This window comes from Halomonas caseinilytica (assembly GCF_001662285.1).
GTDB classification, from domain to species: domain Bacteria; phylum Pseudomonadota; class Gammaproteobacteria; order Pseudomonadales; family Halomonadaceae; genus Halomonas; species Halomonas caseinilytica.
In genome coordinates this window covers 71,812-91,891 of sequence record NZ_BDEO01000011.1, presented here as the reverse complement: position 1 = coordinate 91,891, position 20,080 = coordinate 71,812, and the positions used below count along the sequence as shown (strand labels likewise).

Below are 20,080 nucleotides of genomic sequence, written 5' to 3'. Positions count from 1 at the left end.
CCGAGTCAGCGATCTGGCTCGGGGGCTTTGCGTTTTGGGGGTTCTATCTTGAGGTGAGGGCAACGCCAGCCTTGGATCGGTTGGGTCGGCCGATGGCCTGTATGATCCAGTCGCCGGTGGCGGCGAGCTTGTCGAGGTCGACGCCGCTGTCGATGCCCAGGCCGTTGAGCAGGTAGACGACATCTTCGCTGGCGACGTTGCCGGCGGCGCCCTTGGCATAGGGGCAGCCACCCAGGCCGGCGACGGAGCTGTCGATTACGGCGATGCCTTCCTCGAGCACGGCGTAGAGGTTGGCGAGTGCCTGGCCGTAGGTGTCGTGGAAGTGGGCGGCGAGCTTGTCCATGGGAACGTCACGGGCGACAGCCGCGAGCATGCGCTTGGCCTTGAGCGGGGTGCCGGTGCCGATGGTGTCGCCGAGCGAGACCTCGAAGCAGCCCATGTCGAACAGGGCCTTCGATACTTCGGCGACCCTGGCCGGCGCGATCTCGCCTTCGTAGGGGCAGCCGAGCACGCAGGAGACGTAGCCGCGTACGCGAACATTGGCTTCCTTGGCACGCTCGAGCACCGGGGCGAAGCGTTCCAGGGATTCGGCGATGGAGCAGTTGATGTTCTTGTGCGAGAAGGCCTCACTGGCGGCGCCGAACACCGCGACTTCTTCGACACCGCATTCCAGTGCGGTCTCGAGCCCCTTGAGGTTGGGGGTGAGGGCGGAGTAGGTGATGCCGGGACGGCGCTTGAGGCCGGTCATTACTTCGCGGTGGTCGGCCATCTGCGGTACCCACTTGGGCGAGACGAAGCTCGCCGCTTCGATATGGCGCAGGCCGGCGTCGGCGAGGCGGTTGATCAGTTCGAGCTTGGTGTCGGTGGCGATGGCCTCGGGTTCGTTCTGTAGCCCGTCGCGGGGGGCTACCTCGACGAGGCGAACTTGCTCGGGGAATGCCATTGCAGAACTCCAATCATTCGAGAGAATCCAGAGCCGCGGCTGATTCGGCGGCAGGCTTTGGCGAAGGCGCTGTGAACCCTTCCCTGGACGCTACATTCGCCATCCATGGCGAATGACCTTCGCTACGGCCTGCCTCCGGCGCCGCTTACCTTGGGCGCTGCTTGCCAGGGGCACGGCGGGTTACTCGTCTGCAGCGAATTCCAGCAGCACATCGCCTTGTCCCACAGTGTCGCCGGCCTGGAAGTGGAAGCTTTCGACCTGGCCGTCGGCGGGGGCGGTCAAGGTATGTTCCATTTTCATGGCTTCCATGACCATCAGCGCCATGCCTTTTTCGACGCGTTCGCCGGGTTGCACCAGCAGGGTGACAACGGTGCCGTGCATAGGCGCGGTGAGGGTGGATTCGGCCTCGTGGCGACCGTGGTCGATGGCGTCGATGCGTCGCCAGAACAGTCGGGTCTCGCGCCGCGGATCGACCATTACCACCAGGTTGTTGTCGACCAATCGAGTCTGCAGGCGGCGGCGGTGGCCGTCCAGGGTTACCGCCACGGCGTCGCCGTCGAGCGGTTGCAGGGTGGCGTCGTAGGCTTGGTCACCGATGCGCAGGCGCCAGGGGTCGCCGGGAGCTGCTCGCTTGCCCTCGACGATGACCAGGGCGTCTGCGTCGTCGATTCGGTTCGGGTCGCAGAGGGCGATGCGGATTGTGTGCTTGGCGTTGAGCCGGAAGCCGTCGTGGCGGTCCCAGGGTGAGTCGCTTTCGCGTTCCTGACCGAGCTGGTGGAGGCCGACCAGGGCGGCGCTGGCATATTCTTCGGCCGTATAGTGTCGCGGCGCGAACAGTTCTGCCTCGTGGTGCTCGATGAAGCGGGTGTCCAGCTCGGCGGCGCGAAAGGCGGGGTGCGTTGCCAGGCGTTGCAGGAAGTCACGGTTGGTGGTCACGCCCTGGATATCGAGGGCGGCGAGGGCGCGGTTGAGGGTGGCGAGCGCCTGTTCCCGGTCGTCGCCGTGAACGATCAGCTTGGCGAGCATCGGGTCGTAGTGCATGGAGACGGCATCGCCGCTGGCCACGCCGCTGTCCAGGCGTACCCGGGTCGGTTCGAGGCCGGCGCCGGCGAGATCCAGCTCGAAGCGGTTCAGGGTGCCGGTGGCGGGCAGGAAGTCCTGCGCCGGGTCCTCGGCGTAGAGACGTGCCTCGAAACTGTGGCCGGTGATGGTCAACGCCTCCTGCGCCATGGGGAGCGTCTCGCCCATGGCGACGCGCAGTTGCCATTCGACGAGGTCCTGGCCGGTGATCATCTCGGTCACGGGGTGCTCCACCTGGAGACGCGTGTTCATCTCCATGAAGTAGAAGGACCCGTCGGCATCCAGCAGGAACTCGACCGTGCCGGCGCCCACATAGCCGATCTCGCGGGCAGCGCGTACGGCGGCCTCGCCCATCTCGCGGCGCAGTTCCTCGGTCATGCCCGGGGCCGGCGCCTCCTCGAGGACCTTCTGGTGGCGGCGCTGCACGCTGCAGTCGCGCTCGAAGAGATAGACGCCGTTGCCCTGGGTGTCGCAGAACACCTGCACTTCGACATGGCGCGGCTGGGTCAGGTATTTCTCGATCAGCATGCGATCGTCGCCGAAGGCGGCGCGGGATTCGCGGCGGCAGCCGTCCAGCGCGGCCTGGAAGGCCTCGGCGGATTCCACCACGCGCATGCCCTTGCCGCCACCGCCGGCGCTGGCCTTGAGTAGTACCGGATAGCCGATGCGATCCGCCTCGGCCTTGAGCAGGGCGTCATCCTGGTCGTCGCCGTGGTAGCCGGGCACCAGCGGCACGCCGGCGTCATGCATGCGTGCCTTGGCGGCGGACTTGTCGCCCATGGCGGCGATGGCCGAGGCAGGCGGGCCGATGAAGGTGATGCCGGCCTCGGCCAGGGCGGCGACGAAATCACCGTTCTCGGAGAGGAAGCCGTAGCCGGGATGCACGGCACCGGCGCCGGTGCGCCGGGCGGCGGAGATCACCGCCTGGATGTCGAGATAGCTGGCCTGGGCGGCGGCCGGGCCGAGGCGCACGGCTTCATCGGCCTCGCGCACGTGGCGGGCGCCGGCATCGGCGTCGGAATAGACGGCCACGGTGCGCAGGCCCATGCGGCGGGCGGTGCGCATCACGCGGCAGGCGATCTCGCCGCGGTTGGCCACCAGCAGGGTATCGAAGGCATGGCTCATGAGGAGCGCTCCGTGGTGAAGGGTGGTTCGGGCGCCCAGCGGGGGCGGCGCTTGTCGAAGAAACTGGCGAGGCCTTCCTGGCCCTCGTCACTGACGCGTAGCTCGGCGATCACCTGGCAGGTGCGCTCGCGGGTCGTGGCGCTGTCGGGCTCGCGGGCGACCTCGGCGAGCAGCGCCTTGGTGGCGCGGCTGGACTGTGGCGAGGTGGTGAGCAGCGTCTCGACCATGGCGTCGACCGCCTCGTCCAGAGCATCCGGCTTGACCACACGGTGCGCGAGCCCCAGGGCCTCGGCAGTGGACGCATCGATGACCTCGGCGGTCAGCGCGTAGCGGCGCATTTGCCGCTCGCCCAGGGCGCGTTGCACATAGGGGCTGATCACCGCCGGCGAGAGGCCGATCTTGACCTCGGAAAGGCAGAAGCGAGCCTTCTCCGAGGCGATGACGATATCGCTGCAGGCGGCCAGGCCCACGGCGCCACCGAAGGCCGCACCCTGCACCCGGCAGAGCGTGGGGCAGGGCAGGGTGTCGAGCCCATGCATCAGCGCCGCGAGCTGGCGGGAGTCGGCCAGATTGTCCTCGAGGTCGTAGTCGACCATGCGCTTCATCCAGCCAAGATCCGCCCCGGCGGAGAAGTGCTTGCCTTCGGAACCCAGCACCAGCAGGCGAATCTCGCCACGCTCGGCGGCCTCCCGAACATGCTGAAGGTGCCCGTTGAGCTCACCGATCAAGGCATCGTCGAAAGCGTTGAGCACATCCGGGCGATCCAGCGTCAGCCACGCAACGCCGCGGGTATCGATTGCCAATCGTGAATAAGTGGGGGTATCTGACATCTCAGACCTCGTTAGCAGAGCTAGAAGCGGGATGCTTGAAGAAACCTCGGTAGCTTGCCTCTGGGGCGTGCGGTTGTGACTTCCAGCTTACAGCTTCAAGCTTCCGGCTCCCTTGCGCAGCAAGGGGTCACATCCTGAATACGCCGAACTTCGTGTCGTCTATCTCGGCGTTCATGGCGGCGGCGAGCGATAGGCCGAGCACGTCGCGGGTCTGGGCCGGGTCGATGACGCCGTCGTCCCAGAGTCGCGCGCTGGCGTAGTAGGGGTGGCCCTGGTGCTCGTACTGGTCGCGGGTCGGCTGCTTGAAGGCAGCTTCCTCTTCGGCGGACCATTCGCGCCCCTCGCGCTCCAGCTGCTCACGCTTGACCTGGGCTAGCACGCCGGCCGCCTGTTCGCCGCCCATCACCGAGATGCGCGCGTTGGGCCACATGAACAGCAGGTTGGGATCATAGGCGCGACCGCACATACCGTAGTTGCCGGCGCCGAAGCTGCCGCCGATCAGTATGGTGAACTTGGGCACGCGGGCGCAGGCCACGGCGGTGACCAGCTTGGCGCCATGCTTGGCGATGCCTTCGTGCTCGTACTTGGAGCCGACCATGAAGCCGGTGATGTTCTGCAGGAACACCAGCGGAATCTTGCGTTGAGCGCACAGCTCGATGAAATGCGCGCCCTTCATGGCGGATTCCGAGAACAGTACGCCGTTGTTGGCGACGATGCCCACCGGGTGGCCGTGGATATGTGCGAAGCCGGTGACCAGGGTGTCGCCGTAGGTGCGCTTGAATTCGTCGAACGCGGAGTCGTCGACGATGCGGCCGATCACTTCGCGAACCTCGAAGGGCTTTCTGAGATCGGTGCCGACGATGCCGTAGAGCTCCTCGGGATCGAGGCGCGGCGGCTTGGGTTCGGCCATGGCCAGCTGACCGTGCTTTTGCCAGTTGAGCCGAGCCACGCAGCGTCGCGCCAGTTGCAGGGCATGGGCGTCGTTCTCGGCGTAGTGATCGGCCACACCGCTGGCCTTGGCGTGCACATCGGCGCCGCCCAGGTCCTCGGCGCTGATCGACTCGCCCGTGGCGGCCTTCACCAGCGGCGGACCACCGAGGAAGATGGTGCCCTGCTCGCGCACGATGATGGATTCGTCGGCCATGGCCGGTACATAGGCGCCGCCGGCGGTGCACGAGCCCATGACCACGGCGATCTGCGGAATGCCCTCCGCGGAGAGGGTGGCCTGGTTGTAGAAGATGCGCCCGAAGTGGTCGCGGTCGGGGAAGACCTCGTCCTGGCACGGCAGGTAGGCACCGCCGGAGTCCACCAAGTAGAGGCAGGGCAGGCGGTGCTTGCGGGCGATTTCCTGAGCGCGCAGGTGCTTCTTCACGGTCAGCGGGAAGTAGGTGCCTCCCTTGACCGTGGCGTCGTTGGCGACGATCACGCATTCCACGCCGGAGACCCGGCCGATGCCGGTGACCACACCGGCGGCGGGCACCGGACTGTCGTAGACCTCATGGGCGGCCAGCGCCGAGAACTCGAGAAAGGGCGAGCCCTCGTCGAGCAGGTGATCGATACGGTCGCGGACGAACAGCTTGCCGCGCGACTCATGCCGGGCGCGCGCCTTCTCGCCACCGCCCTGGTGGATTGCCGCGGTCAGCTCACGCAACCGGCCTACCTCGGCGCGCATCGACGCCTCGTTGGTCTGGAAACCCTCGCTGCGCGGATTGATTTGGGATGTTAGAACGCTCATTTATCCCTCCGGGATAAAAGCTGGAAGCTCGAAGCCGGAAGCTTGAAGAAAAACCACCCAACCATGGATGTGAGCTCTTCCAGCTTCTGGCTTTCAGCTTCCGGCTTATTTTGACTCGTTAAAGATTTCGCGGCCGATCAGCATGCGGCGGATCTCGCTGGTGCCGGCGCCGATCTCGTAGAGCTTGGCGTCGCGCAGCAATCGCCCGGTGGGGTATTCGTTGATGTAGCCATTGCCGCCGAGCAGCTGAATGGCGTCGAGTGCCATCTGGGTAGCCTTTTCGGCGCAGTAGAGGATCACGCCGGCGGCGTCCTTGCGTGAGGTGCGGCCGCGGTCGCAGGCGCCGGCGACGGCGTACAGATAGGCCCGGCAGGCGTTCAGGGTGGTGTACATGTCGGCCACCTTGCCTTGCACCAACTGGAACTCGCCGATGGACTGACCGAATTGCCTGCGTTCGTGGAGGTAGGGCACCACCACGTCCATGGCCGCCTGCATGATGCCGATCGGTCCGGCGGCCAGCACGGTACGTTCGAAGTCGAGGCCGCTCATCAGCACCCGGGCGCCCTTGTTCACCTCGCCGAGGACGTTCGCCTCGGGCACTTCGCAGTCCTCGAACACCAGCTCGCAGGTGTTGGAGCCGCGCATGCCCAGCTTGTCGAGCTTCTGTGCCGTGGAAAAGCCGGCGAATCCCTTCTCGATGATGAAAGCGGTAATGCCCTTGGAGCCGGCGTCCGGGTCGGTCTTGGCGTAGACCACCAGCACGTCGGCATCGGGGCCGTTGGTGATCCACATCTTGTTGCCGTTGAGCACATAGCGGTCACCACGCTGCTCGGCCTTGAGCTTCATGGAGACCACGTCGGAACCGGCGCCGGGCTCGGACATGGCCAGTGCCCCGACGTGCTCCCCGCTGATCAGGCCGGGCAGGTACCTGGCTTTCTGCTGCGCATTGCCGTTGAGCTTGATCTGGTTCACGCAGAGGTTGGAATGGGCGCCGTAGGAGAGCGCCACCGAGGCGCTTGCCCGCGAGATCTCTTCCATGGCGATGCAGTGGGCGAGATAGCCCATGCCGCTGCCGCCGTCTTCCTCGGGCACGGTGATGCCGAGCAGGCCCATGTCGCCGAACTTCTGCCAGAGGTCGTCGGGGAACGCATTTTGCGCGTCGATCTCGGCGGCGCGAGGTGCGATCTCATCGCGGGCGAAGGCGTGAACCTGGTCGCGCAGCATGTTCAGTTCGTCATCGAGACCGAAGTCGAGGGGCTGGTAGGGCGCGTGCATGGTGAACTCCGCTGGTCTGATGGCGCGCCACGAGGCGCACCCGATCATTCATCGAGGTGATGATGCCAAGACTAAGACAGGTTTACGTTAACGTAAAGGTCATGGGATTGAGGTTCGACCAAGGTGGTGAGTTCGGGCGCGCGGATAGCCGCAATTTGCCTGCGCAGCGATGGCGCCAGGTGCAAGCGACGACGTAAGCTGGGCGCTTCACCCTGGAGCGAGCGATATGATGACGAGCGACACGGTTCTGTACCGCCCCTCGGTGCAAGAGGGCCTCGCCGCCGAAGAGGCGTTGCTGGAGGCGGTGTGTCGGGGCGAGAGCCATCTGGCGTGCCTGGCATGGTCGCCGCATGACCGGGCTCTGGTGATGCCGCGTCGTCACGCTCGTCTCGAAGGCTTTGACGAGGCACGGTCACGCCTGGAGGGGCAGGGCTGGCCGGTACTGTTCCGTGCCACCGGGGGTACGCCGGTGCCTCAGGGGCCGATGGTGGTCAACCTGGCTCTGGTGGTGCGCTGTGAGGTACGCAGTTCGGCGGCGCATCTCGAGTGGGGCTATCATCGCCTGGGCGACCCCTGGTGTGACTGGTTGGCCTCCCTGGGCGTGGCCGAGGCGGATCTCGGCGAGGTGGCCGGTGCCTATTGCGATGGCCGCTTCAACGTGCGCATCGCCGGCCGCAAGCTGGTCGGCACTGCCCAGCGCTGGCGCCGCGTGAAGGGTAGCCGCGACATGGCGCTGCTGGTGCATGGTGCCATGCAGGTCGATGGGGAACCGTCGATGCTGGTCGAGGTGGTCAACGCCTTCCAGGAGGTCGTCGACGACCCGCAGCGGTTCCAGCCGGACGCCCATATCGCCCTGCGCCAGGCTGTGCCCGAACTGGAACTCGAGGCAGCACTCTCCGACCTGATGACGCGTTTGCGTTCGTCGGAGTGAGCTGGATCGTGCGTCGTCGGGACCGCCTCAGGCGAAACCGCCGTTGGCGCGTAGCACCTGCCCATTGATCCAGCCGCCTTGCGGCCCGGCCAGGAAGGCGACGGCATCGGCAATTTCCTCCGGTTGTCCCAAACGCTCGAGGGGGGCCATGGCAGCGATCGAGGCGATCTGCTCGTCGCTCTTGCCTTCGAAGAACAGCTCTGTGGCCACGGGGCCGGGGGCCACGCCGTTGACGGTGATGTTGCGCCCGCGCAGTTCATTGGCCAGTACCTGGATCAGCCCCTCGACACCGGCCTTGCTGGCAATGTAGGCACCGTAGGCGGGGAAGGATTTCGCCAGCACGCTCGATGACAGGGCGATGATGCGCCCACCCTCGCGCAATGTTTCGGCTGCCTTGGCCATCACCAGCCAACTGCCGCGGAGGTTGGTGGCGAGCGTACGGTCGAGGACCTCGACATTGTCGGTGGTGATGTTCGCCATCTGCAGGGTGCCGGCATTGTTGACCACGACGTCGAGGCGTCCAAACGCCTCCAGCGCTTGGTCGAAAAGCCGAATGACGGACGCCGAATCGCCGATATCGGCCTGTAGTGCCACTCCGCGGCCACCGTTCGTCTCGATTTCGGCCACAGTCTGGTTTGCCAGCTCCGCATTGCCGGCATAGTTCACCACCACGGCGAAGCCATCCTCGGCGAGCTTGAGAGCGATGGCACGGCCGATGCCACGGGAAGCGCCGGTCACCAGTGCGACTTGCTGCGTTGTGTCGGTCATTGATCCGTTCCTCGTTGAGTTGACGCTGCCCAGTATTGGCATTCCAATCACGCGAATAAATCAGCTAATCTGCAAAGACTATTCAGCCAGGAAAAACAATTCGTATGGACCGGTTCGAGGCGATGACCCTTTTCGTGCGCATCGTGGAGAGCGGTAGCTTCACCAAGGCGGCCAACGGGCTCGATATTCCCCGAGCGACCGCCACCCTGGCCATTCAGCGGATGGAAAGTCGGTTGGGTGTACGCCTGCTGGAACGCACGACGCGACAGGTACGTCCCACCCCCGAGGGAAAGGCGTTCCACGAGCGTTGCGTGCGTCTGCTGGCGGAACTGGAGGATGCCGAAGCAGCCCTGAAGCCGGTCGCCGATAATCCCGACGGTGTCTTGCGTGTCGAGATGCATGGCGCCCAGGCCCGGCTGATCGTGTTGCCGCGCATTCAGGAGTTCCATCGCCGTTATCCGCGCTTGGAGCTGATTCTGACCAGTGGAGACCGGTTCGTGGATCTGGTGGGAGAGGGCGTGGATTGTGCGCTGCGCTCCGGAGCCCCAGCGGATTCCAGCCTGGTCGCCCGCAAGCTGGCTGAAATGCCCCAGACGATCTGTGCCAGCCCGGCATACCTGGAGAGCGCCGGGTATCCGCGTCATCCCGACGAGCTTCACAAGCACCAGGTGGTCAATTTCTTCTCTGGCAACAATGCGGTGGACAGCACCCTGGATGTGATCGTGGATGGCCGTTCCCGGGCTTTCGAGGTCGGTGGCTGGATCACGGTCAACGATGCCTCGACCTATGTGGAGAGTGCTCGCCAGGGATGCGGCATGATTCAATTGCCGCGCTTTCATGTCGCGCCCCTGATCGAGCGGGGAGAGCTCGTGGAAGTCCTGCCAGAGTGGCCCAAACCGACGCTGCCGCTGCACGCGGTCTATCCTCAGCGGCGGCAGCTATCGCCCCGCGTGCGAGTCTTCCTGGACTGGATCACCTCGATCTATGCGGCACGTTCCGATGTGTAGCGACAATGCTGGGAAGTGTACCGGGGAGTCGCGCGCCCGCCTGACGTGATCGCTCAGGATTGCGGGGCAGCGCTCAGGGTGAGTTCGATGGCGTCGTGTCGCCAGTATTCATCGTCGCAATCCACCATGCGGCCGTTCTGGTCATGATTGATGCGGGTGATGCGCTGCACCGGGCTGCCCGGCGCGGCGTGCAGGGCGGAGGCGGCTCGATGGCCCAGCCCCGTGGACCCCAGCTCGAAGCTGACGCGGCTGACCCGGATGGCGTATTCCCGCCGATAGAGTTCGGTCAATGAGCAGGCAGCAAGGTCGAACGCGAGGATGTCGGGAAAGCAGTCGACCCTGAGGTGGTGTTCGACATAGAGCACTCGACGGCCGTCGATGCTTCTGGCTCTGACGATCCGGTAGACCGGCGTTCCTTCCGCCATGCCCAGGCGTCTGGCGACTGTCGCCGAGGCGGCCGTTTCATGGGCTTCCAGCAGCTCGGTGGCAGCGCGGCGCCGTTGCGATTCGACCATTTCGTGGAAGGGCAGGCCGGCGAGCAGATCGTAGCGCAGGCGTGGGGGAGAGAGGAACCAGCCGCGGCGGCTTTCCCGGTAGATGCGTCCCTCGGCTTCCAGTTGTGAAAGCGCCTCGCGCAGGGTGATGCGCGTCGTGTTCAGGTGCTCCAGCAGTTGCCGCTCGGAGGGCAAGCGGTCACCGGGGCGCAGGGTGTGCTGGGTCAGCAGTTCCCACAATGTCATCCGCAGGTCATGGGCTTGCTGACTGGCGGGCATGGCTGATGAGCGAAGCGGGTTTGTGGAAGCTGCTGGCATTGAAGGCATGGGATCTCGAGAGGGATTCTTGGTCTAGTTCAGTTTGCTTGATTAATGACGTGAATCTTTCCATCTCAGTCTAGCGTCCTGTCTGTTTCAACAGGATGAAATACGCTGTTATCACGCGCAACGTGGCTGCCACGTATTTGACACCATGGCGTCATAAAGCGTCTCTAGAGTCCTCCTTGCCACTGCCTGAACTAGACCAGGCGACGTTTTGCTTCTCACGATTCTTGCAAGGAGTCACACCATGTTGCCGCGTCGATCGCCCCTTCCCCGTCTGGCGCTGGGCTGTGCCCTGGGTGCCACACTCATGGCCGGTAGTGTCCATGCCGATCCGTCGGATCTGCCGGCCCTCATCGAGGCCGCTCAGCAGGAAGGGCGTGTCGATAGCGTCGGGATGCCGGACTCCTGGGCCAACTGGAAGGATACCTGGCATGACCTGAAGACCGAGTATGGCCTGGAGCACATGGATACCGACATGAGCTCGGCCGAGGAAGTGGCCAAGTTCAAGGCCGAGGGCGAAAACGCCACGGCCGATATCGGCGATGTAGGATTCGCGTTCGGTCCCATCGCGGTGGAGCAGGGTGTCACGCAACCGTACAAGCCGAGTACCTGGGATGAGATTCCCGAGTGGGCCAAGGACGAGGAAGGCCACTGGATGCTCGGCTATACCGGCACCATCGCCTTCATGATCAACAAGGAACTGGTGCCGGAAGACCAGCGTCCCGACGCCTTCGCTGATCTCAGCGAGGGTGACTACAAGGTCTCGGCTGGCGCCGTGGGCCAGGCGTCCCAGGCCAACAATGCCGTGCTGGCGGCTGCCTATGCCAACGGCGGCAGCGAGGCGGATTTGGCCCCCGGTTTCGAGGTGTTTGCCGAACTGGCTCGCCAAGGGCGGCTTTCGCTGGCCGAGCCCAGCATTGCCAATCTCGAGAAGGGCGAGATCGAGGTGGCGCTGATGTGGGACTTCAATGCCCTGAACTATCGCGACCAGATCGATCCCGATGCCTTCGAGGTGGTGATTCCTGCCGATGCGTCGGTGACGTCAGGCTATGCCACCATCATCAATCGGCATGCCGTGCATCCCAATGCGGCAAAGCTGACCCGTGAGTTCATTCTCTCCGATCAGGGGCAGCTCAATCTGGCGGAAGGGTATGCGCGTCCGATCCGGGCCGAGCATCTGGAGATGCCCGACGAGATTGCGGCCAGGCTGCTGCCCAACGAGCAGTATGCCAACGCCCGGCCGATCCAGGACTTCGCTGCCTGGGAGCAGAGCGCCCGCGAACTGCCCCGCCAGTGGCAGTCCCAGGTGCTGATCCATCAGCAGTAACCCGTCATGTCAGCGTTGCCGCTATCCGTGCCGGGTAGCGGCCAGGAGTTACCATGTCACACCGCGTGATACTCATTGTGCTCGACGGTCTCAACCACCTTGTCGGTCATCATGCCATGGGCTATCTCAATGCGCTCTGCGAGGTGGGGCGGGGCCGTTACTACACGTTGAGCTGCGAGTTACCGGCCATGTCGCGGCCGCTTTACGAGTGCCTGCTGACCGGCGACCGCCCGGTCGATTCCGGCGTGGTCAACAACGATGTGGTGCGCCGTTCCCATGGCACCAGCCTGTTTGACCTGGCTAGCCGGCAAGGCAAGCGCACGGCGGCCGCGGCCTATCATTGGGTAAGCGAGCTTTACCTCGAGGCGCCCTTCGACCGCACGCGGCACCGGTTTCGGCAAGCGCCGGATGCCGCCATCCAGGCCGGGCTTTTCTATTGGCAGGATCACTATCCGGACGACCATCTATTCAGCGATGCCGAGATGCTCCGTCAACTGAACGATCCGGATTTTCTGCTGGTGCACAGCATGAATATCGATGATGCCGGGCATCGCCATGGGGGAGATTCGCCCCAGTATCGCAATGCGGCACGTCGTGCCGATATTGCCCTGTCCGATTACCTGCCGCGCTGGCTGGAGGCAGGCTATCAAGTGATGGTAACCGCCGATCATGGCATGAATGCCGATCGCTCTCACTCGGGCTCGCTGGAAGTCGAGCGCGGGGTACCGCTCTGGACGCTGGGGGACGGATTCTCTCGGCGTCCGGTGCCACTCGTTGAACAGAGGCGCTTATGCGGGACCCTGGCCACCTTGATGGGACTGGAGCATCACAAGCCGTTCCATGGCGAATTGCTTGTCCAGGAGGAGGGGGAGTCATGAGAGGGCTTCACGCTGCTTCGCCGGCCTTGTTGTGGTTGCTGCCTTTCGTGGTGGTGTTCGCGGCTTTCCAGTTGGCGCCGTTGGCATGGGTCGCGATCAGTGCGTTTCGCGTGGATGACGGCTGGGGCCTGGGGCATTTCCGCGAGATCGTCACGTCACCCTTCTTTCGTCAGGCCATTGGGCGCAGCCTGGAAATCTCGCTGGTGTCCAGCCTGCTCGGTCTGACCATTGCCGCTCTGACCTGCCATAGCCTCGCCCATACGCGAGGGCCTCTGCGTCGCTGGATGGTGGCCTTCACCAACATGACCAGCAATTTCGCCGGCGTGCCGCTGGCTTTTGCTTTCATCATCCTGATGGGGACCAATGGCGTGCTGACCCTGGCCTTGCAGCGTCTGGGGATCATCGAGGATTTCAACCTCTACTCGAAGACGGGGCTGATCGTCATCTACACCTGGTTCCAGATTCCGCTGGGCGTGTTGCTACTGTTCCCGGCGCTGGCGGGCTTGCGTACGGAGTGGCAGGAAGCGGCCAGCCTGCTGGGAGCGGGGCGTCTGGCCTACTGGCGGCATATTGGCCTGCCGGTGTTGTGGCCGGCCCTGCTGGGCACCCTGACCATCCTGATTGCCAATGCGATGGGGGCCTATGCGACGGTCTATGCCCTGGTCAACACCAGCTACAACCTGGTGACCATTCGCATCGCCAACCTGGTGTCGGGGGATCTCTTTCTGCAGCCCAACCTGGCCAGTGCGCTGGCGCTGATTCTCGTGCTGCTGCTGGCCATGGTCACCTTGATCCAGCAGTGGCTACTTCGCAGGAGTTATCATGTCGCAGAGCGCTGATACTGTCACGATGGCTTCGGGACCGTCTTCTACGGCGAGGCCTCGCTGGCGGTTCGACCCGCACAGGCTGGTGGTGCTGGGCGTGTTCACCATCCTGGCCTTGCCGTTGGTGGTGACCCTGGGCTATGCCCTGGCCGGGCACTGGGGGGCCAGCCTGTTGCCGGACTCGCTGACCCTGAAGTGGTTCGTCGAGCTGTGGGCCACGCCGCGCTTCCAGGCTGCCTTCGTGCGCTCGCTGCTGGTGGCCGTCGGTGCGCTGGCCTTGTCATTGGTGCTGATCCTGCCGGTGGCCTTCCTGGCCCAGACCCGTTACCCACGTCTGGATGGCTGGATGAATGGCTTGATCCTGATGCCCTTTGCCGTGCCGCCAGTGGTCTCGTCGGTGGGGCTGCTGCAACTCTATGCCGGCGGGCCGCTGCCCCTGGTGGGGACGCCCTGGATCCTGATTCCGACCTACTTCACCATCGTGCTGCCGTTCATGTACCGCGCCATCGCCAACAGCCTGAGGTCCATCGATGTGGCCTCGCTGATGGATGCAGCGCGACTGCTGGGAGCCGGCCCGTTGCAGGCCTTCTTCCTGGTGGTGTTGCCCAATATTCGGGTCGGCGTGCAGATCGCGATCTTCCTGTCGTTTTCCTTCCTGGTCGGCGAGTTCGTCTTCGCCAACCTGCTGGTGGGCACGCGCTTCGAGACCCTGCAGGTATATCTCAACAACATGCGTGGCGCCAGTGGCCATTTCACCAGTGCCCTGGTGATTACCTTGTTCGCCTTCACTCTCGTACTGACCTGGCTGGGCAATCGTCAGTCGGGCCAGGACCTTGCCAAGGAGTCTGCCTCATGATGCCGTCAACAGCCATGGGCTCCCCGGTCTACAAGGAAGGGCCTGCATCCATGCCCTTCAACTCGCAGAGCCGCGGGGAGGCGACGTCGGCGCGTGACGTCGTGGATGCCGTCGGTCCTCCGCGCTCGGATTATCTGCAACTGGAGGGGCTGGCCAAGGCGTTCGGCGCCACTCGGGTCTTCCAGGATATCCAGGCGGATATCGCCCAGGGCGAGTTCATCACCTTGCTGGGGCCTTCCGGCTGCGGCAAGTCGACCCTGCTGCGCAGCATCGCCGGGCTGACTGCGCTGGACGAGGGAAGCGTGCGAATCGCCGGGGAAGACATCACCCAGCTTCCGCCCCGCAAGCGGGGCATCGGCATGGTCTTCCAGCACTATGCCCTGTTTCCCAACATGCGGGTCGCCGATAACGTCGCCTTTGGGCTTCGCATGCAGCGGGTGGAGCGCGAAGCCCGCCGGCAGCGGGTCGAGGAGGTGCTGAGGCTGGTCGAGCTCGAGGCACATGCCGACAAGTACCCTCACCAGCTTTCCGGCGGACAATGTCAGCGAGTGGCGTTGGCCAGGGCGCTGGTCGTGGAGCCGCAGATCCTTTTGATGGACGAACCGCTGTCGGCGCTGGATGCTCGGATTCGTCGGCATCTGCGCGACCAGATTCGCGACATCCAGAAGACGCTGGGGCTGACGACGCTGTTCGTGACCCATGACCAGGAGGAAGCGATGATGCTATCGGATCGCATCTTCCTGATGCATCAAGGGCGGATTCTACAGCAGGGCGATGCCGAGCGGCTGTATACCCGTCCCGCCGGTCGGCATGCGGCGGGTTTCATGGGGCATTACAATCTGCTTGATGCTCGTCAGGCAGCGCCCCTTCTAGGATGCAACCGCGAGCGTGGCCAGGTGGCGCTGCGTCCCGAGGCGCTCTATCTCGTCGCGCACGGGCTCGATCCCGCCAAATCGGCTGAACTGCCCCCCAATGCGGGGCCTGGCTGCCAAGGCGTCATCCGTCGCCGACGCCTGCTGGGCAACGTCGTTCGCTATGAGGTGGCATGCGGTGAGTTGCTGCTCAATGTGGATGTGCTTAACCGCAGTGCGCGCCATCTATTGGACGATCAGGATCGCGTCGTCGTCCATGCGGATCTGGATGAAGTGCAGGAAATCGAGACATGAACGAGGCCGGCTAGACGTTTCGATAGGCCTGCCTATTGAAGATGGCGCTCGAGGAAGTCGATCAGCAGGCGATGGTGCTCGTTCTCACCCGCACTTCCGGGGATATATCCTTCGTCCTCGCCTATCGTTGATTTCGATTGAGCGCCCGAGAGGTCGAACGGGGGGCGCTTGGCGATCCACATGGCCTACAAGGCCCGCCCATCGACCGGCACTCTTTCCAGATTCGTCAGTTCCACGCCTTCCAGACATCGCACGTTGATGGCCGCCGTTTCGGCACCCGAGCGGTCGGCGCCGAATCCGAAGGGTGCGCAGCCGCACGTCGGGCAGAAGTGGTGCTTGATGACGTGCTGGTTGAAGGTGTAGGTGGACAATGCCGACTCGGGGCTGTTCAAGGTGAAGTCGGCGAGTGGCACGAACCAGAGAAGGTAGCCCTTGCGGCTGCAATGCGAACAATTGCACTCCATGACCTTCTCCAGCTCGCCCTCTACCTCGAACGTTATCTGGCCACAGTGACAGCTTCCCTCATAATGCATTGGTGGTGCCTCCACGGTGTCTCGGGAACCTTGCTCGGTCAGTATGGCAGCAGTTTCCCGATGTCACAGCGTCGAAAGCGGAAGATGGAACAGCCTCGTCGCCGCTTTGGCGAGGTCTGTATGGCGGGAAAGGAGGACGAAAGAGGACGCGTGCCTGCGGGGTGTGGCAAAAGAAGAGCCCGCCGAGGGGAGCCCTCGGCAGGCGCGAGCCGTCAGTCGGCGCTGGCGTTTTTCAGCGACGCCATGTCGATGACGAAGCGGTAGCGCACGTCGCCTTTCTCCATGCGCTCATAGGCGGTGTTGATGTCCTGGATGTCGATGGTTTCGATATCGCAGGTGATGTCGTGCTCGGCGCAGAAGTCGAGCAGCTCCTGGGTCTCGGGGATGCCGCCGATCAGCGAGCCGGCCAGCACGCGACGCTTGAAGACCAGGTTGAAGCCTTCGATGGCCGGTTCGATGGGATCGAGCAGGCCGACCAGGATGTGGGTGCCGTCGTACTTGAGGGCCGCCAGATAGGGATTGAGGTCATGCTGGACCGGCACGGTGTCGAGCATGAAGTCATAGGTCTCGGCGACCGCGTCCATCTGCGCCTGATCGGAAGAGACGACCACGTGGTCGGCGCCGTGGCGTCGGGCTTCCTCGACCTTGGCGTCGGAGCGGGTGAAGACGGTGACTTCGGCACCCAATGCCTTGGCCAGCTTGACGCCCATGTGGCCGAGGCCACCCATGCCGATCACGCCGACCTTGTGGCCGGCCTTGACGCCATAGTGCCGGAGCGGCGAATAGGTGGTGATGCCGGCGCAGAGGATCGGGGCGGCGGCGGCCGGATCGAGGCCTTCGGGCATGCGCAGCACGAAATGCTCGCTGACCACGACGCTGTCCGAGTAGCCGCCCTGGGTCATGGTGCCGTCCTGGCGGTCGTCGCTGCCGTAGGTCATGGTGAAGCCTTCGAGGCAGAACTGCTCGACGCCGTCCTGGCAGGGCTGGCAGTGGCGGCAGGAGTCGACCATACAGCCGACACCGACCATGTCGCCGACCTGGAAACGGCTGACGTCATCACCCACGGCGGTGACGCGACCGACGATCTCGTGGCCGGGCACGATGGGGAAACGCGTCATGCCCCAGTCGTTGCGGGCGAAGTGCAGGTCGCTGTGGCAGACGCCGCAGTAGAGGATTTCGATGGCGACGTCGTCCGGTCGCGGTTGACGGCGCTCGAAGGTGAAAGGGGCCAGGGGCTGATCGGCCGCGTGGGCCGCATAGGCACGAGTCTGACTCATGAATGGCTCTCCTGTCGGTCAGTGATGCCTCGGTGCGAGGCCTGGGCCATTATGGATGGGCAGAAGGGCGGTGAGGACCGACGTTCCTCCGGATTTTTTGCACGTTTCTCCGAAAGGGGGCGTCTTGCCATGACATGCAGGCACCGTTTTCGCCATCATGCTGTTCCGCCATGATGAGGCATCATCGTGGTTAAAGGCGCTGATCATGACACTATGTGTCTTCCCTGTTTTGCTAGTTTCTACGAGCTATGTTGCTCGCCGATGAAAGTGGCCGTGATGAATGGGTGTCCGGGCCCGGGCACTGATGAAGGATTCCATGATGCATGCTGCAAGCTCCCGCACCGACTCGTTGATCGAGTTGATGGCACCCCTGATCGAGGGCGATGGCTATACCCCGACCCGGCTGTCGGCGGTGTCCCTGATGGCCATGCATCGACCGAGCGGTCGTACCCCGATGATCTACGAACCGAGCCTGATCATCGTGGCCCAGGGCTACAAGATCGGCTATCTGGGCGACCGGGAAATTCACTATGGTCCCGGTCAATACCTAGTACAGACGCTGCCGTTACCTTTCGAGTGCGAAACCCACGCTTCCCCGGAGGCGCCCTTGCTGGGGGTGGCGGTGCATCTCGATCCGGCCTTGCTCGGCGAACTGGTGACGACCATCGGCGATGGCATCGGTCAGGGGAGCGGAGAGGGCGAGGCGTCGCCGGTGCCCATGGCCTCGGTGTCGATGACCGATGGCATGCAGGGGGCGGTGGAGCGCTTGTTGCGGAGTCTGCATGATCCCGCCGAGACGGCCGCCATGGGAGCGTCGCGGGTGAGAGACGTGGTCTTCGAGGCCTTGCGGGGCGAGCAAGGTCCGGCGCTGCGTGCTCTGGTACTGCACCAGGGGCATTACTCGCGCATCGTTCAGGTACTGTCGCGGCTGCATGCCCGCTATGCGGAAGACGTCTCGGTGGAGGCGTTGGCCCGCCAGGCGAACATGAGCCCGTCGACCTTCCATCAGCATTTCCGGGACATCGTGCAGGCCTCGCCGCTGCAGTATCTGAAACAGTTGCGGTTGCTCAAGGCGCAGCAATTGCTGGCCCAGAAGACCTGTAACGTGAACCAGGCGGCCTCGGCGGTGGGGTATCGTAGTGCCTCCCAGTTCAGTCGCGACTACAAGCGTTACTTCGGAACCTCGCCGCTGCAGCATCGTCAGGAAGAGCGTGCATGGCGTGTTTCATGATGGAGGCGTGGCGTGGCCGGATAGCCGCCGAGTGGCGGCTATCCTCGACCGGTGGTAGCGCGTATCAGGCGGCTTCTAGCGCGCGTGAGGGGCCGAAGTGTTCGAAGTGCCGGCGCGCTTCGGGCACGCCCAGCGCCTGTAGATAGCCATCGACGGCGACCATGAACCCCTGTGGACCGACGTAATAGCAGTGCGGAGCGCCTGCAGGGAGGTAGCGGGCGATCAGCTCATGGTCCACACGCCCGATATGGTCGACATGGCTGGCCTCGTCGGCCTGCTCGTAGACGGTGACCACCCGCAGTTGGTCGGGATAGTCGCGGGCCAGGGCCTGCACGTCGTTGCCGAAGGCATGATGATCCTTGTCCAGCGCCGCATGCAGGTAGACGACCTGCCGCCCCTGCTCCAGTGCCTGGCGGAGCAGCGACAGCATGGGAGTCTGACCGACGCCACCGCTGAGCAGCATGACCGGGTCGTGGCCCTCCTCAGGCAGCGTCAGGTCGCCGGCCGGTGGCAGCAGCTCGACACGGTCGCCGACGTTCAGCACGTCATGGAAATGGCGGCTGACGAGACCGTCGGCTTCTCGCTTGATGGAGATCCGGTAGCTGCGTCCATTGGGGAAGGCCGACAGGCTGTAGTGCCGATACACCGGCTGGCCATCGATCATGAGGCGGACGCCGATGAACTGGCCGGGGCGGAAGTCGGCAACGGGCTGGCCATCCTCGGGCTCCAGAAGAAAGGAGAGGATGACAGCGCTTTCCTGACGAATATCGGCGATTCGAAAGGCCCTGACACCGCGCCAGCCTCCGGGGGAATCGGCGAATTCGCGATAGCGCTGGCCCTCGAGGTCGATCAGCAGGTCAGCCAGTTCCTGATACAGTGCGCCCCAGGCATCGGCGACCTCTTCGGTGACGGCCTCACCCAGGACATCGCCGATAGCGGCCATCAGGCATTCGCCGACGATCGGATACTGGTCGGGCTGAATGTTCAGCGAGACGTGCTTGTTGACGACGGTTTCCAGCGCGTGACGAGCCTTGGCCGGCTCCTTGCGCAGTTGGACATAGGCCAGCACCGAGTTGGCCAGGGCACGTGGCTGGCCGCCAGTGGCCTGGTGGGCCTGGTTGAAGAGGGGAGCGACCTCGGGATAGCGCTCGAACATCAAGGGATAAAAGTGTTGGGTAATGGTGGTGAGATGTTCGGCCACGACGGGAGCGGTCGCCTCGATGATGCCTTCCTGTTTGTTTGTCAGCATGGTTCGCGTCAGCCTCGTTCGGGGGATGTGATTGATGACACCCTGTAGGAGCAAGGCATGTTCCATATCGCTGTCATTGCGACACCTTGCCGCATGCTGGTTGGCAACTATCTGTTATTAAAAGAGATATAGACATGTGTCGCGACAGCATGCAGGGCTGGGTTCACAGTTTAAGCATCACCAATGTTGTAATGACAATAGTCAATATGACACTTATAGTGTCGTTG

General features: G+C 64.0%; 18 protein-coding genes. 8 read left to right on the top strand and 10 right to left on the bottom strand.

What is annotated here, in order from left to right:
* Window positions 1-43 precede the first annotated feature (43 nt).
* From HSDC_RS12565 to HSDC_RS12545, 5 genes are all read right to left on the bottom strand, one after another.
* Complete coding sequence (locus tag HSDC_RS12565; RefSeq protein ID WP_064700288.1) at window positions 44-943, bottom strand: hydroxymethylglutaryl-CoA lyase; 900 nt, start codon at window positions 941-943, stop codon at window positions 44-46.
* Window positions 944-1,123: 180 nt separating this feature from the next.
* Complete coding sequence (locus HSDC_RS12560) at window positions 1,124-3,148, bottom strand: acetyl/propionyl/methylcrotonyl-CoA carboxylase subunit alpha (RefSeq protein ID WP_064700287.1); 2,025 nt, start codon at window positions 3,146-3,148, stop codon at window positions 1,124-1,126.
* Window positions 3,145-3,978 (bottom strand): enoyl-CoA hydratase-related protein, encoded by an 834-nt coding sequence (locus tag HSDC_RS12555; RefSeq protein ID WP_064700286.1) that lies wholly within the window; start codon window positions 3,976-3,978, stop codon window positions 3,145-3,147. The genes HSDC_RS12560 and HSDC_RS12555 overlap by 4 nt, the downstream gene beginning before the upstream one ends.
* Before the next feature lie 127 nt (window positions 3,979-4,105).
* On the bottom strand, window positions 4,106-5,713 hold the full coding sequence (locus HSDC_RS12550; RefSeq protein WP_064700285.1) for a carboxyl transferase domain-containing protein: 1,608 nt from the start codon (window positions 5,711-5,713) through the stop codon (window positions 4,106-4,108).
* Window positions 5,714-5,818: 105 nt separating this feature from the next.
* Window positions 5,819-6,988 (bottom strand): isovaleryl-CoA dehydrogenase, encoded by a 1,170-nt coding sequence (locus HSDC_RS12545; protein ID WP_064700284.1) that lies wholly within the window; start codon window positions 6,986-6,988, stop codon window positions 5,819-5,821.
* A gap of 226 nt (window positions 6,989-7,214) precedes the next feature.
* On the opposite strand from HSDC_RS12545, the gene HSDC_RS12540 reads away from it, so the two are divergent.
* Window positions 7,215-7,919, top strand: coding sequence for a lipoyl protein ligase domain-containing protein (locus HSDC_RS12540; protein ID WP_082920035.1), 705 nt, complete (start codon window positions 7,215-7,217; stop codon window positions 7,917-7,919).
* A 27-nt stretch (window positions 7,920-7,946) separates the two neighbouring features.
* On the opposite strand, the gene HSDC_RS12535 is transcribed toward HSDC_RS12540, so the two are convergent.
* On the bottom strand, window positions 7,947-8,687 hold the full coding sequence (locus HSDC_RS12535) for an SDR family oxidoreductase (protein WP_064700283.1): 741 nt from the start codon (window positions 8,685-8,687) through the stop codon (window positions 7,947-7,949).
* Window positions 8,688-8,791: 104 nt separating this feature from the next.
* Here HSDC_RS12535 and HSDC_RS12530 point away from each other — a divergent pair, with 104 nt between their 5' ends.
* Window positions 8,792-9,694: a LysR family transcriptional regulator gene (locus tag HSDC_RS12530; protein WP_064700282.1), complete on the top strand. Its 903-nt coding sequence runs from the start codon at window positions 8,792-8,794 to the stop codon at window positions 9,692-9,694.
* A 53-nt stretch (window positions 9,695-9,747) separates the two neighbouring features.
* Here the strand turns inward: HSDC_RS12530 and HSDC_RS12525 are convergent, their stop codons facing one another.
* Window positions 9,748-10,434: a UTRA domain-containing protein gene (locus tag HSDC_RS12525; protein ID WP_244534456.1), complete on the bottom strand. Its 687-nt coding sequence runs from the start codon at window positions 10,432-10,434 to the stop codon at window positions 9,748-9,750.
* 322 nt (window positions 10,435-10,756) lie between these two features.
* Here HSDC_RS12525 and HSDC_RS12520 point away from each other — a divergent pair, with 322 nt between their 5' ends.
* The 5 genes from HSDC_RS12520 to HSDC_RS12500 are packed head-to-tail and all read left to right on the top strand — an operon-like array spanning window position 10,757 to window position 15,563.
* Window positions 10,757-11,839, top strand: a complete 1,083-nt coding sequence (locus HSDC_RS12520) for an ABC transporter substrate-binding protein (protein WP_137055303.1) — start codon at window positions 10,757-10,759, stop codon at window positions 11,837-11,839.
* A gap of 53 nt (window positions 11,840-11,892) precedes the next feature.
* Complete coding sequence (locus HSDC_RS12515) at window positions 11,893-12,717, top strand: alkaline phosphatase family protein (protein ID WP_064700280.1); 825 nt, start codon at window positions 11,893-11,895, stop codon at window positions 12,715-12,717.
* On the top strand, window positions 12,714-13,556 hold the full coding sequence (locus HSDC_RS12510; protein WP_064700279.1) for an ABC transporter permease: 843 nt from the start codon (window positions 12,714-12,716) through the stop codon (window positions 13,554-13,556). The genes HSDC_RS12515 and HSDC_RS12510 overlap by 4 nt, the downstream gene beginning before the upstream one ends.
* The gene (locus HSDC_RS12505) at window positions 13,540-14,397 is read left to right on the top strand and encodes an ABC transporter permease (RefSeq protein WP_211612793.1); all 858 of its coding nucleotides are present in this window, start codon (window positions 13,540-13,542) and stop codon (window positions 14,395-14,397) included. The genes HSDC_RS12510 and HSDC_RS12505 overlap by 17 nt, the downstream gene beginning before the upstream one ends.
* A complete protein-coding gene (locus HSDC_RS12500; RefSeq protein WP_137055301.1) occupies window positions 14,394-15,563 on the top strand; it encodes an ABC transporter ATP-binding protein in 1,170 nt (389 codons plus the stop codon). The genes HSDC_RS12505 and HSDC_RS12500 overlap by 4 nt, the downstream gene beginning before the upstream one ends.
* Before the next feature lie 185 nt (window positions 15,564-15,748).
* Here the strand turns inward: HSDC_RS12500 and HSDC_RS12495 are convergent, their stop codons facing one another.
* A complete protein-coding gene (locus HSDC_RS12495) occupies window positions 15,749-16,096 on the bottom strand; it encodes a GFA family protein (protein ID WP_064700278.1) in 348 nt (115 codons plus the stop codon).
* Between the two features lie 212 nt (window positions 16,097-16,308).
* Window positions 16,309-17,373 (bottom strand): NAD(P)-dependent alcohol dehydrogenase, encoded by a 1,065-nt coding sequence (locus HSDC_RS12490; protein WP_064700277.1) that lies wholly within the window; start codon window positions 17,371-17,373, stop codon window positions 16,309-16,311.
* Window positions 17,374-17,692: 319 nt separating this feature from the next.
* Between HSDC_RS12490 and HSDC_RS12485 the strand changes: the two genes are divergently transcribed.
* Entirely contained in the window at window positions 17,693-18,604 is a 912-nt protein-coding gene (locus HSDC_RS12485) for an AraC family transcriptional regulator (RefSeq protein WP_064700276.1), read from the top strand.
* Between the two features lie 64 nt (window positions 18,605-18,668).
* Here HSDC_RS12485 and hmpA read toward each other — a convergent pair whose 3' ends face one another.
* On the bottom strand, window positions 18,669-19,853 hold the full coding sequence (hmpA, locus tag HSDC_RS12480; RefSeq protein ID WP_064700496.1) for an NO-inducible flavohemoprotein: 1,185 nt from the start codon (window positions 19,851-19,853) through the stop codon (window positions 18,669-18,671).
* Window positions 19,854-20,080: the final 227 nt, after the last annotated feature.